This window comes from Streptomyces nigrescens (genome assembly GCF_027626975.1).
GTDB lineage: Bacteria > Actinomycetota > Actinomycetes > Streptomycetales > Streptomycetaceae > Streptomyces > Streptomyces nigrescens.
Genome location: NZ_CP114203.1, coordinates 8,668,204 through 8,682,980 on the forward strand (window position 1 = coordinate 8,668,204; position 14,777 = coordinate 8,682,980).

Here is a 14,777-nt window from a genome sequence, read left to right on the forward strand (position 1 = left end):
ACTCCGCCCAAGACAGCGCCTCCTCCAGAGGTCGAAGAGCTCCGTCCCGTCGGTGCCAGATGGCCGGCATTCGTGTGAGAGGTCAGTTCGCCCGATCCTGAGTGCCGTTCGCCGGGAGGTGTTCCTCTGCCCAGACGATTTTGCCGTCGGCTGTGTATCGGGTACCCCAGCGGCGGGCGAGTTGCGCTACGAGGAAGAGGCCGCGGCCGCCCTCGTCGGTGGTCCGTGCGTGGCGCATGCGGGGTGAGCTGCTGCTGGCGTCGGAGACTTCGCAGATGAGCGTGTCCTGCCGGATCAAGCGCAGCCGGATGCGTCCGTTGCCGTAGCGGACGGCGTTGGTGACGAGCTCGCTGACGATCAGCTCGAAGGTGAAGAGCAGGCTGTCCAGCCCCCAGGCGGTGAGGCGGTCGGCGGTCAGGGAGCGGGCTTCTGCGACGACCGACGGGTCGGAAGCCAGCTCCCAGGTGGCCACTTGGTCCTCGTTGAGAGCGTGGGTGCGGGCGAGGAGCAGTGCGACGTCGTCGTCGGGACGGCCGGTGAGCACCGCGTCCAGGACCGTTCCGCAGAGTTCGTCGAGCCGTACCTCGGGGGAGGCCAGTGCGGTACGGAGCCGGTCAAGGCCCAGGCCTATGTCCTGGTCGCGAGTTGCTATGAGGCCGTCGGTGTACAGGGCGAGGACGCTGTCGTCGGGGACTTCGAATTCGGCGGATTCGAAGGGCAGGGCGCCCAGGCCAAGCGGAGGTCCGGCGGGCAGGTCGGGGAAGGTCACCGAGCCGTCCGGGGTGATGACCGCGGCAGGGGGGTGGCCGGCGCGGGACATGGTGCACTTACGCGTGGCCGGGTCGTAGACGACGTACAGACAGGTGGCGCCGAGCGCGGCGGGCGTCAGTGACGGGTCAGCGGTCTGCTCCTCGTCGATCAGGCGCAGTACCTGGTCGTCAAGGTGAGCCAGCAGCTCTTCCGGGGGAAGGTCTATGTCCGCCAGGGTGCGAACGGTGGTGCGAAGTCGTCCCATGGTGGCCGCGGCGTCGATCCCATGACCCACGACGTCTCCGACGACCATGGCCACCCGGGCCCCGGACAGGGGTATCACATCGCACCAGTCGCCGCCCGCGCCATCGGAGGCATGGGCGGGCAAGTAGCGCCAGGCGACGTCGAGGGTGCTGCCGCCGGTGAGACTGCGCGGAAGCAGGCTGCGCTGCAGAGCCAGGGCGGTGCTGTGCTGCCGGGTGTAGCGGCGGGCGTTGTCGATGCTCACCGCCGCGCGGGCCACGACCTCTTCCGCGAGGAGCAGGTCGTCCTGCTCGAAGGGGTCGCGCAGCTGCCAGCGGATGAACCTGACGACGCCCAGAACATCGCCGAGGGCGAGGATCGGGACCAGTATCAGGGAGCAGTAACCGAACTCGTGGATTTTCGCGGCTCGGGCCGGGTCCGTTGCGAACCAGCTGCTGATTGACGCACCCGGCATGGCTTCCAGGCGGGAGCGCCCGTCATGCATGCACTGCGTTTCGGGTGAGCGGGGATGGAAGCTGACGGGCTGCCCGGTTTCCGCGACCGACTCGGGGCAGCCTGCGTGGATCGACTGCTGGCCCGCACGGCGCATCCGCGGCGGATCGCGGCGAGCCCCAGGGCGCGGTGTGTCGCCGCGTATCACCGAATCCAGCAGGTCGACGGCGACGAAGTCGGCCAGGCGCGGCACGCTGGTGTCGGCCAGGGTCTGCGCAGTGTGCATGACATCCAATGTGCTGCCGGTCTGTGCTCCGACCTCGTTCAGCAAAGCGAGCCGCTCCCGGGCCCGCCAACGATCGGTGACGTCGAGGACCATGAAGGACACACCCAGCACTCGGTTCGCGGCGTCGTGGAGCCGAAAGACGGACAGCGAGTATGCGTGCGGCCGATGTGGGTGTGCCTTCGTGCCGCCCCGCATGAGGTGATCGACCAGGGGCTGCCCGGTATCGAGCACCTCCCTCGTACGCGACTCGATCCCCTCTGCGTCCAGCCTGAGATCCAAGAGGGGCAGAACGTCCCGCAGGTGCTTGCCCAACCGCTGGTCACGGGGAACGCCCCCGAGGCGCTCCAAAGCCTCGTTGACCCAGACGAAGCGCAGATCTCGGTCCAGCACGGCCATGCCTGCCGGCGACAGGGCGAGGATGCGCTCCAGCATCGGCGCGTTCGCATGCCACCACTGGTCGGTCGGCCCCGGGCTGCGGCCAGCTGCACCTACGCTGTCGGAGGTATCCATGTGCACTACACCGTCGTCTGCGAGAGGCAGCGCCTGACGTGTCCGGCCCGCTGGGGCTTCCAGATCGCGTCAGTCGCGTCAGTCGCTGATTCAAGGATCTCACTGGGCGCCGATGTCGCACACGAGGTCCAGCAGGGCCTGTCCGGACGCCGCGGTGAACCCCTCGTACACCCCTCATGCACCCCTCGTGCACCTCACGACGTGCAGCAGTCCGGCCCTGCAGGATCGACATCCCGTTAACCCGGGGCAGGGCAGTGCGCAGTACAGAGCGTGGCCAGATGGTCACCGCGACATCAGGGCCAAGGAATGCCTTGTCGTACGGCCGGGCATGCCGGGCCGAAGGCCACGGCGTCATACCGGAGACGTACGGGACCCCCACCGAGGCGACTCCAGACTGACCGCGTGATCGTGCCTGGTAGGGGGAGGGCGGCCAACGGCGACGCATAGCGTTGAGGCTGACCACCGGGAAGGGTGTGTGGCCTCGCCATGAAGAGACTGTCCAGCTTCGCCGTCAAAGATTTCCGGGCCCAGTTGCGTCAGTTGATGCTCACCGGGGTCGCCATCGCCGTGGGTGTGGGGTTCCTGGTGCTTTCCGTGGGCGGCAGCGGCGCGCTGGTGCAGTTCTACTCCCAGACCGCGGCCGTGGAGGTCGGAAACGCCGACCTCCAGGCGGTCCCCGGCTCCGGAAGTGGCCTGCCCAAGGAAAGCGGCCTGCCCAAGGAAGCGGCGGCGCGGGCCGGGAAAGTGGCATCGGTGACACGGGTGAGCGAGCGGGTTCTCGGGCACGGAAAAGTGCTCGGCCCCTCCGGGCGCCGCCTCTTGGACGACCGGGCCGTGGTCACCTCGATCGCCGCCGACTCCAAGATGCGCTGGCAGCGGCTTGACGGCGGCCGCTGGCCCCAGGGCTCGGGCGAAGCCGTCCTCGATCATGGGACCGCGGAGCGTCTGGGTGTACAGCCCGGGGACACCGTCCGTCTCATCAAACCCGACGGCAAGGCAGCGGGCGTCAAGCTGACGGGCCTGCTGGACACCAGCTCTTCGAGCACCCTCGCCTCGCAGGCCGCGATCGGTGTGCCGTACGAGGCGATGAAGACGTACGCGACCGGGCTGACCACCACACGCATCGACATGGACATCCGTGAGGGTGCGGACGCCTCCGCTGTCGCACGGGCGGTGAAGACGGCACTGGAGGGCAACGCGTCCGTCTTCACTCACGCCGGGGCGGTCGACAACGCGCAGGAGGAGAACGGGACCATGTACGTGGTCGTGCTGACGGCCGCGCTGTCGTTCGTGATGATCGCGATGGCGGTGGCGCGCATGGTCGTCACCAACACCTTCTCCGTGGTCCTCGCCCAGCGTGCCCGCCAGCTGGCCCTGCTGCGCTGCATCGGTGCCGACCGCGGCCAGGTGCGCCGGATCATCCGTCGCCAGGGGCTCATGCTCGGCGTCCTCGCCTCGGCCACGGGTCTCGCCGCCGGCGGCGCCGCGTGTGCCCTGGGCACGGCGCTGCTGCGCACTTTCGTGGACCTCGGCCCCGTCAAGATCTCTCTGCTGCCGAACTGGATCACTTTCATCCTTGCCGGTCTCTTCGGGGCCCTGCTCACCCTGTGGGCGGTCCGTAAGCCCGCCAGGGCGGCCGCCGCCGTGCCTCCGGTGACCGCGCTCGCACAGAGCGGGTCCGCGACGCTTCCCGAGCCGGGTCGCGAGGCCGTGCGCCAGATCTTCTCCGTGCTGCTCCTGCTCTTCGGCGTCTACATGCTCACCTTCGGCGCGTTCGGCGGCTCCCTGGCGCTGCTCGATGTGACCGTCGGTGCCATCTGCAGCTTCTTCGCAGTGCTCAGGTTCGCCCAGCACCTGCTGCCACCCCTGGTCGGCGTCCTGGGTATCCCGGCCCGCCGGTGGCTCGGCACGACCGGCAAGCTGGCTGCGCAGCAGCTGAGGTCGAACGCGCGCCGCACCAGTGCCGCCGCCTCCGCGATGCTCGTCGGCGTCACCGTCGCCGTCTCGGCGGTGACCGCGATCGGCGCCACCAAGGGCGCCACGGAGTCCATGCTGTCGTCGGGGCTGCCCGCCGTCTTCACACTGAACACCACGGACAACAAGGTGCCCGCCGGCGCCGTGGAATCCCTGCGCAGGCAACCGGAGTTGGCCGTCACCCCGGTCCGTGCCGCAAGCCTCACCGTTGACGGACACAAGAGTCTGGTCATCGCCGCCGACCCCGCACAGCTCAAGGAGGACGCTGAGGGTGTTTCCGCGGCACGCTCGCTGAGAGACGGTCAGGCCCTGACCACCACGGGGCGCGGCTCGGTCACGGTGGCCGGTACCCGCCTCGCAGCCGAGTCCGGACACTCCTCCTTGCTGTTCACGCTGCTTCCCGGAGCAAAGGTGTACGTCACCGAAGCCACCCTCGACCGGCTCGCACCGGGCGCGACGACCGTGGCCGCTGTGTGGCTGGACCCGGCGAGCGGCTCCGACCACGACACTGCCCGCAAGGCACTCGACCGGGCCCTGTCCGACTACCCGCACATCCGGGTCTCCGACGCCGCGGCCAACGTCGTCTCCGTCCGCCACATGTTCGACCGGATGCTGCTCGTGGTGACCACCCTGCTCGGCTTCTCCATGGCCATCGCCGCCCTGGGAGTGGCCGCCACCCTGATGCTCGCGGTCGAGGAACGCACCCGCGAGTTCGGCATGCTGCGTGCCATCGGCATGTCGGGCAGGCAACTACGCGAGATGCTCACCCTGGAATCAGTACTGCTCGCGCTGACGGGCGCGGTCGCCGGCACCGTCCTCGGCCTGGTCTACGGAGTGCTGGCGGTCCGTTCGATCCTTGGCGGTTCGCCCATCGCCATCCTGACTTCGTCCGACGGCACAGCCCTGACGGTGCTCGGCATCCTCGCGGCCACCGTGTTCACCGGCATCGCGGCCTCGGTCCTGCCCGCCCGTCGGGTGCGCCGGATGGCGGTCGTCGACGCCCTGCACACGAGCGGGTGATACGCCGCCGTAAACCGCCCATCGCGGTCACCGGCGGACATCGTGGCGGAGATCGTGGCCCCGGATCCCCTTGGGAGGTGTAGGCCCCTGCCGGCGCGGACGGCGGCCGGGATCCCGTACGTCCCCCGGGAACCCGGCCGCCGTCCGCGCCGACGGAACTATTCGGCCACGTAGGTGCAGCCCGTCCAGACGAACACCTGAAGCGTGTGGCCGTCCTGCCGGACGCGTTCCGCTGTCGGCTCGAAGTGCTCATAGCGGTTGCCGCAGAGCAGCTTGAGCGGGGAGGCCATGTCCGGCACATAGCGGACCCGCTCCTCGTTTGCGACGTAGGTGGTGGGGCCCCCACGAAGCAGTGCGTTCATTTCGTTCATCAGCATGGCCAACTGCCCTTCTCCGAGCCCGCTCGACTGCGTGGCGACCGATATTCGGGGTGACGATGTGCTGCAGGCCATTGGAGCAGGGGCGACGCTCGGGAAATCCCTAAAGGGCCCCGGCTCCAGGAACACTGCCTCGGGTGTGGTTCACCTCGGCCGAGGCAGGCATCTGTGTCCGGCCGGCGGGACGGAGAGGCCCTCCGGGACCGGGAAAGTCTGGTCATTTCCCCGGGACTGAGGTGCGGTCACCCACTGCGGTGGTCCTGTCCGGGCGGCGCGCTCTAGTGTCGGGCCCTGCAGCGCCGTGAGCCACTGCTCCGCGCCGACGCCCAGCGAGGCGCGCCCTCACCGAAGCAAGGACAGGAGACCCCGCGATGATCGACGAGTTACTGCCGGAGACGGTCTCCGCGGCGGAGATCTTCGGAGAACCGCCGGCCGCGGCGCTCCTGCCCGAGGAAGAGCCCCTTGTCTCCCGCGCGGTCGACAAGCGCACCCGCGAGTTCACGGCGGGCCGCTGGTGTGCCCGCCGGGCAATGGCCCAACTCGGCTCGCCGCCCCTAGCGATCCTGCCGGGACCACGCGGCGAACCGCGCTGGCCGTCCGGGCTCGTCGGCGCCATCACCCACTGCGAGGGGTACGCCGCCGCGGTCGTCGCACGGTCCACGGAGGTGCTCGCCCTCGGTATCGACGCCGAGCCGGCGGAGCCGCTGCCGGACGGGGTCCTGGAAGCCGTGGCGCTGCCCGGGGAACGCGCCGGACTTCCCCGGAACCCTTACGGCGCACCGCCGTTGCCCTGGGACCGGATGCTGTTCAGCGCCAAGGAGTCCGTGTACAAGGCGTGGTTCCCGATGACCGGGCGTCCGCTGGAATTCGAGGACGCGTTCCTTTCCTTCGACCCGTGCGACGGGACGTTCACCGCGCGACTTCTGGTGTCCGGATGGCAGCTCGGCGATTCGGTACTGACCGGCTTCGAAGGACGCTGGGCCGTGCGGGCGGGCCTGGTCATGACCGCGGTCGTCGTCCACGCCGCCCCAGGGCGGGCGGGCGAGCCCGGCGCCCGGTGCCGCGGCACCGGCAGCGCCGTGACCGGCCGCCGCGGCACGGCCGGCGTGGACCGGAGCGGTCCGGGCACGGTGCGGGAGACCGCTCCCCGCGGCACACCGCGCAGAAGCCCTGCGGCCGGGACGTCACTTCGCGGTACTTCCGGGGCCGAAGAACCGGCCGAGGCCCCGCCGCCCGGACACCCCGACCTTGCGGTACACGGATGTCAGATGCTGCTCGACGGTGCGCTGGGTCACGAACAGCTCCTCGGCGATCTCCCGGTTGGTGCCACCGGCCGCGGCCATCCGCGCCACCTGGGCCTCGCTCGGGGTCAGCGACTCCACACCGCTCGATGTGACCCTGCGGGGACGGGCGCCGGTGGCCAGCAGCGCGTCATTGGCCTGGGCATGCAGCTGGGCCGCGCCGAGCGCATACGCAAGATCGAGCCCTTGACGCAGCGTCTCCCGCGCCGCCTCCGTGCGTCCGCACGCATGGAGGGTGGAGCCGTAGTCGACCAGCGTACGGGCCCGCTCGAGCCGCGCCGGAGAGCCGTCGAGGGCGGACAGCGCCTCCTCCAGCACGCCCAGCTTCCGTGCGCCGCTCTCCGTCGTTGCGAGGAGCCGCAGACCGGCGCCCAGCGCATCGGTCAGCTTCCCCTTCCGGGCTCGTTCCACGGCGTCCTCCGCGAGCTCCCGGGCAGCCGCCGGCGCGCCCAGGGCGAGGTGGGCACGGCCGGCCCAGAACCACCAGGACGACACGGCAGGACTCGTCCGCGTCCACAGGTGCTGCCGTCTGCCGGCCTCCAGGAGGTCCTCCAGCGCCCCCTTCGGATCCTGGTGGGTGAGCCGTAGCCGTCCCCTCGCGCACAGGAACTCGTTCCACTGCCAGGTGTCCAGGCTCGTCGAAGGGAAGGCCTGCGCGGCCGCCGCATCGGCGCCGGCGAGATCACCGGAGTCGATCAACGCATGGATCTGGGTCGCGACGGGCAGCGCCAGCGTGCGGCCCCAATGGCGGGGCGGCACCACGTTCAGTGCCGACCGCGTGGCCGCCAGCGCCTCGGACAGCGCCCCCAGTCGGTACTGCGCCTCGGCTCGCAGCGCCTGGCACAGGCCGTGCAGCAGCAGCCGCTGGCTCTGCCGGGTGATGCCCATGACCCGCTGGTAGGCGGCATCCGCCTCGTCCGGCAGTCCCGCGTACAGCAGCGCCGTCGCCGCCGTGGTCAGGAAGAACGGCGAGTCGACACCGGGCACGCTGCTCTCCAGCACCCGGCGGGCCGCGGCGGCCGACTCCTGGGCCCGGACCGCGCGCACCGAGCAGAGGCCGGCCCCCGCGGCGATCAGGGCCCGCTCACCGGGGGTGTCGCCGGGCCGGCTGATGTCGAACGGATACTCCTGCAAGGTCACTGTGAAGCTCGTCAGGTCCTCGGCCGACGCCATCAGCCGCTGCCCCTCCAGAAGGCGCTGCAGATCGGCGTCGCGGACCGTCGGCGCCTCCTCGGAGAGCAGCCGCACCGCCTGGAGGGACTGCCCGCTGCGGATCAGGCCGCTGGCCAGCGAGCTGAGCAGACGGAAGCGCAGCGGTGGCTCATGCACATGCTCCAGCGCCGCCTGCAGATGCCGGACACTCGCCTGCGGGTCCACGCCCGCCTCGGCCAGACCCAGCTCCGCGAGGACCGGCGTGTCCTCGGGCGTGGGCCCCTCCGGGGGCAGACAGTGCCGCAGCAGATCCACCGCCAGTGCCGGGGCACCGCGGAACGACGCCTCCCGGGCGGCCTCCCGCAGCACGGTCACCGCCCAGTCCTCGGTGGCCGGCAGGGGAGTCATCAGCAGATGGCCGGCCACCTGCTCGGCACGCGCCCCCGCGTCCAGCAGCAGGCGGGCAGCGTGTCGGTGCGCCTGCGCGAGCTGTTCGGGTGGCAGGTCCGCCACGATGACTTCCCTGATCAGCCCGTGATTGAAGGACCATCTCCGGCCGTCGTCGACCTCCGAGACCAGTCCGTTGGACCGCAGCGCCCGCATCGCGGCGGAGTGCGTCGCGTCATCCAGCCCGGCCAGCCGTGCGCACACCTCCGGCAGAGCATCGTCGCCCATCACGGCCAGTGCGCGGGCCGCCGCCGCGGCGGACTCGGGCTGTTGCTGCAGGACCGACCGGACCGCTTCGTGGAAGAAGGCACCGTCGTGCGCGGTGACGTACGGCAGACCCTCGACGGTCGGCGGCCGGCCGCCGAGCCGCAGGACGCTCAGCAGGGAGTGGACGAGCAGGGGGTTGCCGCCGGTGATCGCCAGACAGGCTTCGTGGAACTCGTCGTCCGCCTCGTGGCCGAAGACGGTCTTCACCAGATGTCCGACACCTTGGTGGGTCAGCGGACCGGGTCGCAGCACCCGGCAGAGCGGCTGGCCCGCGATGTCACTGAGGAGTGCGGCGTCCGTCGCTTCGTCGCCGGTGCGCTGGGACAGCACCAGCAGGACGGGAAGGCCTTCGATCCGGCGCGCGAGGTGGGTCAGGAAGCGCAGGGACGCCATGTCGGCGCAGTGCGCATCGTCGACCACGATCACGAGCGGCGCCTCCGCCGCCAGATTGCAGGTGAACCAGTACAGCCCGTGCAGCACGGCGTACGACATGTCCTCGGTGGGGAGCAGGGCGTCGCCCGGCAGCTTCTCACCGCTGAGCGCCTGCGCGGCGGTACGGGCACTGCCGCTCAGCAGCTGGGTGAGCTGCGGTTCGTCGAGGGTGGCCAGCAGCGGTTCGAAGAGCTGGCGCACGACGCCGAACGGGAAGTCATGCTCCAGAGCGTCGCAGCGGGCAGTCAGCACATACAGACCGTCGGCAGGGAGCGCGGACACCAGCCTGTCCAGCAGCAGACTCTTCCCGATGCCGACGACGCCCTCCAGGAGCGCGATACCGCCTGATCCGGCGCGGGCGTCCTGCACGAGAGCGGTGAGGGAGGACATCTCCTCCTCGCGATTGGCGAGCGTCAACCGGTCCCGCCGGCATTCGAACGCCTCGGTGTATATCCCGTCGGTCATCGGGAGTCTCCTCTGCACGCACTGGCACCCGGCACGGTCGTTCCGGGCAGTCCGCCGCGGGCAGGGACACAGCATGCGGGCGGCCGTCGGCCGCCGTCCGGTCCGCTCCCGCGCAGGCTCCGCGTGGTACGCGGCGGCGTCCGTGCGCAGGGGAATGCTGCCTGTCCATTGCTGTCTCCTTGCCCTCTCCCCGTGGGGGCGCTCTCTCCAGCTTCTCCTATGTGCAGTGAACCGGAGACCTCCGGGGGTACCCGGGAGGCGAAGCTTCGGCGAAGACATCTCCCCGGGGGCGATATGGGCGCTGCGCCGGAGCACGACCACGCGACACCGCCGCATACGCAACATCGCCGCACCACGCGACACCGGCTCCGTGAGGAGAGGGGGACCGTCCTCACGGAGCCGGTTTGCGTGGTGCGGCGAAGGGGTGTCCCATCGGGGACGGCCGCCGTCCTGACGGTCGATCTGCAGCCCTATGAAGCCCGGGAGTTCGTCAGGCCGGGCACAGTCCGGGTGCCCGGGGTGGCCGACGGTGTGCGAGGTGCCGTGGCCTCGGGGCGGGCGGCTGTCGAGCGCCGTCGGGGGTCCGTCCGGCGGCCGCGGCTGCGCCGGCTGTCGGCGTCCTTCACGAACTCGGGGAGGACCCTGGGCGGCCAACTGCCGATGGTGAGCATCCCCATGGAGTGGGCCCGGGCGACCAACGCGGCGCGGTTGGGTGCCTTGAGCCGACGCAGCATCAGGCCGACGTGATACTCCACGCCTTGCCTACTGAGGTAGAGCCGGGCGGCCAGCTGCACCGTGGAGGCGCCGCTGGCGACGCCTTCGAGGATCTGTGCGTCGAGCTCGGTGAGCAGCTGCCTGCGGCCGGCCGGCGCGTCCTCCTGGCCGGTGAGCGAGGCCGACGCGTCGTCGGGCCGGACGACCACGACGAACGACGGAGCCTGTTCCGACTCGCTCCGCACCGCTATGCCGGTCAGTTCGCCCGAGAACGGCACCTCCTCGCCCCGTATCCCCACCATCCGTTCCACGAATCGTGTGCGCTGCCCCTCGGCCAGGCGGGCGAAGTGCCGGTTCAGCAGTCCGGGAGCGCTGGGGTGCAGAAGCGAGTAGAGGCTGCGTCCACAGGTTTCGGCGGAGTCCTGGCCGAACAGCCGGAAGAACTCCGCGTCGGCTGCCGTGATCGCCAGCGACTCATTGAGGCTCGCCATACATGCCTGTTGGTGGTCGAGCGGGCGCCGTCCCGCCCCGAGGGCGGGTTGGTCGGGCGCACGCGGGGTGTGGGGGGTCTGGGGGTGAGGGGGCGCCGCCGGCGGCATCGGGTCGGCGTATTGCTGGGATGTCAAGGGAGCTACCGTCTTTCTGCGGTCGACGCACCGGGAAATCCGACCGTCGAATGAGGCATTGGTCGTCCTCGCTCCATCCGTCCAAGGAGCGAAGTGCCTTTCTTGCATTGGTATTCCGCTGTTCAGACCCTAGGAACGCCGCATCCCGGGAGTCAACGCGACATGTGGCAAATAGCCAAACACTGTGGTGTCCGGGGGCGGTGGTTCGGTATCAATACGGTGCGGTAGCAATAACTCTTTGTCATGGCGGGATTGTTGAGAGAGGCCGGCGTCGCCATGCGACGCCGGCCTCTACTGCGGATGAGGGCGTGGAGTCAGTAAGGCGCCGCCGGGCCTGGCGAGTTGGGGGGCTGCTGGTCGAGTTCTCGCAATGCAGCGGAGAGATGCACTCGCCCTGGAATTGACATCTTGCGGTAGCAATTCGTCAGATGCTTTTCCACGGCACGGCACGTGATGTTCAGCTCGTTGGCGATCTTCTGGTTCGTCATCCCCGAGGTGGCCAGCTCGGCGACCTTCCGCTCCGCGGGGGTCAGTTGACCGCGTGCGCTCTCCGGGTCCGGTGGTGCCTCGGCGAGCAGCTCCTCCGCTCGCCGGGCCAGCCAGGGGGTGTCGCACTCGACCGCCTCCGCGTAGGCCCGGCGCAGCGCCGCGCGGCCATGGGCCTCGGCCGGGCCGAGGCGCTCACCGAGGTCCAGCAGGGCCTGGCACAGCTCGAAGCGGTTGGCGGACAGTTGCAGTACGTCCACGGCCTCTCTCAGCACGTCGGTGCTGCCCGGGCCCTCGACCATGTGGCTGTACACGCGCAGCGCCCGGCCGAGCGGCCCCGGCGCCCCCCAGGCACGGGCCCATTCCACCTCCAGCGCACTCAGCTCCCTGGCCTGCTCGCGCTCGCCGAGGTGGAGGTGCAGAAATGCGGCGGCCGAGGCCCAGGGGAGCAGCGCCGGGTTGTGCCATCCGCACTGCTCAAGACGCCGTCCGGCGTCGAGGAAGTAGCCCAGCGCCGAGTCCAGGTCGCCCTTCCGCGCCGCGCTCTGCCCCTTCAGCATGGCCAGTCCGGACCACACATACGGCTCCTCCTCCGCCCGGTACTTGATGGCGAGCAGCCGGTCGGCGAGCTGGTGGTCCCCGGTGAGGATCGCGCACCTGGCGAGGGTCATCGACGACAGGGTGAAGACTTCCTCGTGCTTCGCCCCGGCGAGTTCGAAGGCGGCGAGCGCCTGCTTCTTGGCCACCGTCAGACGGCCGCGCGCCAGCGAGACGAGTGCCTGTTCGGTGCCGATCAGCGCCTGCTCCACGCGCGTCTGCCGCCCCACCGCGTTCTGCTGGACCGCGTCGAGCCAGGAACTCAGCTCCTCGACGGCGTCCGCGGCCACGAGGCTGGCCACCACCAGCGGCATGGTGGTGTGCACATGCGCGGGCAGGGCCGGTTCGCGCTCCAGGACACGCTTCGCGAGCTGTGCCACCTCATGGGCAGGCAGCGCGTTGGAGAACGTCGCGGCACCGATCAGCGGGGCGAGCAGCTCCCGCTCGGCCACGGTGCCGGTCTTCGGCTCGGGACCCAGAGCGACGAGACGGGCCACGGAGCCGGCCAGCTTCTCCGGATCCGGCAGCGTCGACTGCCGGATACGGGCCTCCAGGCGCAGCGCCAGCTCCCGTTCCGGTCCGTGCAGCCGGTCCTCGGGCCCCAGCGCGTCCGCCGCCTCCTGCAGCAGCTCGTGGACGGGCAGCAGGGTCGAGGAGAACGCGCTGGGCGCAAGCCGCACCACGGCCTGCGCGCGCCGTACGGGGCCGTCGCACAGCAGGACGGCCTGGGCGATGTGCCGCACGGAGGTGTACGGGGCGAAGCTGCGTTCCGACGTGGCCAGGTCGACCAGCAGTTCCGCCCTTTCCGCGTCCGGTGAACTGCCCATCAGGGCGCGTCGCAGATAGCGCGCGGCGACCTCGGGTGCGCCCCTGCCCTGCGCGGCGCGGGCCGCCGCGCGCAGCACCTCGGTGGCCCATGTGTAGGTCGGTGCGGTGAGGGCCATCAGATGCCTCGCCACCTGCTCGGGAGGCCGGCCGGACCGGTGCAGCAGCTCGGCCGCCAGCGCATGCATGGCGGTCCGTTCCTCCAGGGGTATGCCCTCCGCCACGGCTTCCTGCACGAGGGCGTGCACGTACCGGGGATGCTGTTCGCCGGTCGTCAGACCGAGATCCGTCAGCTTCCGCAGGGCATGGTCCCGCCCGGTGGAGTCCACCTCGGCCAGCTTGCTCAGCAGCTCCGGGTTCATGTCGTCCCCGAGCACGGCCATGGCCCGGGCAATCCTCCTGACCTGCTCCGCTTGCGCGTCCAGGCGCAGCAGCAGCCGGTGTTGCAGTGCGGCGGGCCGGAGTGCGGCGGCAGCCTCCGCGTTGTCCGCGACGGGCTGGAGGTCCCGGTGCGCGGCATCCGCCAGAAGGCAGTTGAGGATCAGGGGATTGCCGCCGGTGGCCCGGTGGCAGGCCGCGGCGAACACCCCGTCCGCTGCTTCGCCGTGATACCGGTGGATCAGCGCGTGAGTGTCCTGCCAAGCGAGGTTTCCCGGGCGCAGGATGTGCGTGGCGTGTTCGATGACCCCCTGGACCGCCGGATGTCCGGCAAGGTCGTCACCCTCGCGGACGGCACACACCAGCAGCACCGGCAGGCCGGCGAGCCGCCCGCTCAGGTGCCGCAGCCATTGGAGGGTGGCCAGGTCCGCCCACTGCAGTTCGTCGACGAGCAGCAGAACGGGCTGGTCGCGGGCCATGTTCTCGATGAGCGCGGTGAGGCTGTCCAGAACGGGCTGTGCAGGCACCGCACCGGCGGGCCGGCAGGCGTCGAGCGCGCTGCGCGCATGACTCGCGCTCCCCGCGGTCCATCGCGCCATCGCCTCCGGCGAAGCGTGCCGTAGCGCCGGTTCCAGGAGCTGGCGGGCCGCCCCCAGGGGGAAGTCCCGCTCCATCGGAGCCGCGTTCACCCGCAGGTGCAGGGCTCCCCGCGCCGCGCGGAGGGCGCCGATGCCGTCGAGGAGTGCTGATTTACCGACCCCCAACGGACCGGTGACCAGCACCAGAGCACCTCGCCCGCTTCCGAGGGCGGTGGCTGCCAGGTCGAGTTCCACCTCGCGGTCCAGCAACATCAGGTTCAGATCCCTTCAGACCGCGAGCTGTTGTGCAGCGGCGTGTGCCGAGGGTGTCGCACACTGTCCGGACAAGCGGGGAGCGGTACCGGGTATCTCCCGAACGCACCGCCGTCGGTGCTCGGCGCACAGGGCGCGTACTGCTACGGACATGCCGCCATGGGTGGCACCGGCGGAGGGGCAGGAAGCGCAAAAATCCGGCTGGGCAGTGCGGTCGAGGCAGCCTGTCGGGTTTCTGCCGCTTACGCCGAGCGCCCGGCGTGTATTGCAGCGAGCTGGTTTCTGTTGCTTCCTGTCGGCGCTCACCTTCCAACGACTGTGTGATTCACAGGTATTTCGTCGTTCTCCGTGTTCAAGGTTGCCACATCGTTCTGTGAACCCCGCTCAGGGCCGCTGCATGATGCGCTGGGGCAGCAATCGATGGGAGTCCTCGCCGATCTCCGAAGGGCCGCAAGGAAATACTCGGCGGTAGCATCTCCGGGGAAAGGGATTTGACTGTGACAGGTATCCGTCATGAAATTTCTTGCGGGAGTCCGGGTTCGGTGCGGCTCCGAGCGGCGCAGGCACAGTGGATCGCACGGTGACGGCAAAGCAGGAATTCGCGGAGCGGCTGCCGAGTCGTA

Annotated in this window: 6 protein-coding genes and 1 pseudogene; 2 read left to right on the forward strand and 5 right to left on the reverse strand. The window is 70.3% G+C overall.

Translation table 11 applies throughout. The annotated features are described in order from the left end of the window. Positions 1–82: 82 nt before the first annotated feature. Positions 83–2,242, reverse strand: coding sequence for a SpoIIE family protein phosphatase (locus STRNI_RS37900; protein ID WP_148589649.1), 2,160 nt, complete (start codon positions 2,240–2,242; stop codon positions 83–85). Between the two features lie 486 nt (positions 2,243–2,728). Between STRNI_RS37900 and STRNI_RS37905 the strand changes: the two genes are divergently transcribed. After that, positions 2,729–5,236: an FtsX-like permease family protein gene (locus STRNI_RS37905; RefSeq protein ID WP_277412868.1), complete on the forward strand. Its 2,508-nt coding sequence runs from the start codon at positions 2,729–2,731 to the stop codon at positions 5,234–5,236. Positions 5,237–5,394: 158 nt separating this feature from the next. Here the strand turns inward: STRNI_RS37905 and STRNI_RS37910 are convergent, their stop codons facing one another. Further along, positions 5,395–5,613, reverse strand: a complete 219-nt coding sequence (locus STRNI_RS37910) for a DUF5988 family protein (protein WP_093637847.1) — start codon at positions 5,611–5,613, stop codon at positions 5,395–5,397. A 371-nt stretch (positions 5,614–5,984) separates the two neighbouring features. On the opposite strand from STRNI_RS37910, the pseudogene STRNI_RS37915 reads away from it, so the two are divergent. Beyond that, positions 5,985–6,470: pseudogene (locus STRNI_RS37915) on the forward strand (4'-phosphopantetheinyl transferase family protein); the annotation flags it as partial. Between the two features lie 327 nt (positions 6,471–6,797). Here STRNI_RS37915 and STRNI_RS37920 read toward each other — a convergent pair. The 3 genes from STRNI_RS37920 to STRNI_RS37930 form a co-directional block, all read right to left on the reverse strand. Beyond that, positions 6,798–9,677, reverse strand: a complete 2,880-nt coding sequence (locus STRNI_RS37920; RefSeq protein ID WP_277412869.1) for a helix-turn-helix transcriptional regulator — start codon at positions 9,675–9,677, stop codon at positions 6,798–6,800. Positions 9,678–10,147: 470 nt separating this feature from the next. Further along, the gene (locus STRNI_RS37925) at positions 10,148–10,882 is read right to left on the reverse strand and encodes a helix-turn-helix transcriptional regulator (protein ID WP_381844770.1); all 735 of its coding nucleotides are present in this window, start codon (positions 10,880–10,882) and stop codon (positions 10,148–10,150) included. 449 nt (positions 10,883–11,331) lie between these two features. Then, entirely contained in the window at positions 11,332–14,154 is a 2,823-nt protein-coding gene (locus tag STRNI_RS37930) for a helix-turn-helix transcriptional regulator (protein ID WP_277412870.1), read from the reverse strand. Between the last annotated feature and the right edge of the window lie 623 nt (positions 14,155–14,777).

Excerpts from the sequence above, each read along its gene's own strand:
- STRNI_RS37910 (WP_093637847.1), bottom strand. The coding sequence starts at position 5,613 with ATGCTGATGAACGAAATGAACGCACTGCTTCGTGGGGGCCCCACCACC.
- STRNI_RS37920 (WP_277412869.1), bottom strand. The coding sequence starts at position 9,677 with ATGACCGACGGGATATACACCGAGGCGTTCGAATGCCGGCGGGACCGG.
- STRNI_RS37905 (WP_277412868.1), top strand. The coding sequence starts at position 2,729 with ATGAAGAGACTGTCCAGCTTCGCCGTCAAAGATTTCCGGGCCCAGTTG.
- STRNI_RS37925 (WP_381844770.1), bottom strand. The coding sequence starts at position 10,882 with ATGGCGAGCCTCAATGAGTCGCTGGCGATCACGGCAGCCGACGCGGAG.
- STRNI_RS37930 (WP_277412870.1), bottom strand. The coding sequence starts at position 14,154 with ATGTTGCTGGACCGCGAGGTGGAACTCGACCTGGCAGCCACCGCCCTC.
- STRNI_RS37900 (WP_148589649.1), bottom strand. The coding sequence starts at position 2,242 with ATGGATACCTCCGACAGCGTAGGTGCAGCTGGCCGCAGCCCGGGGCCG.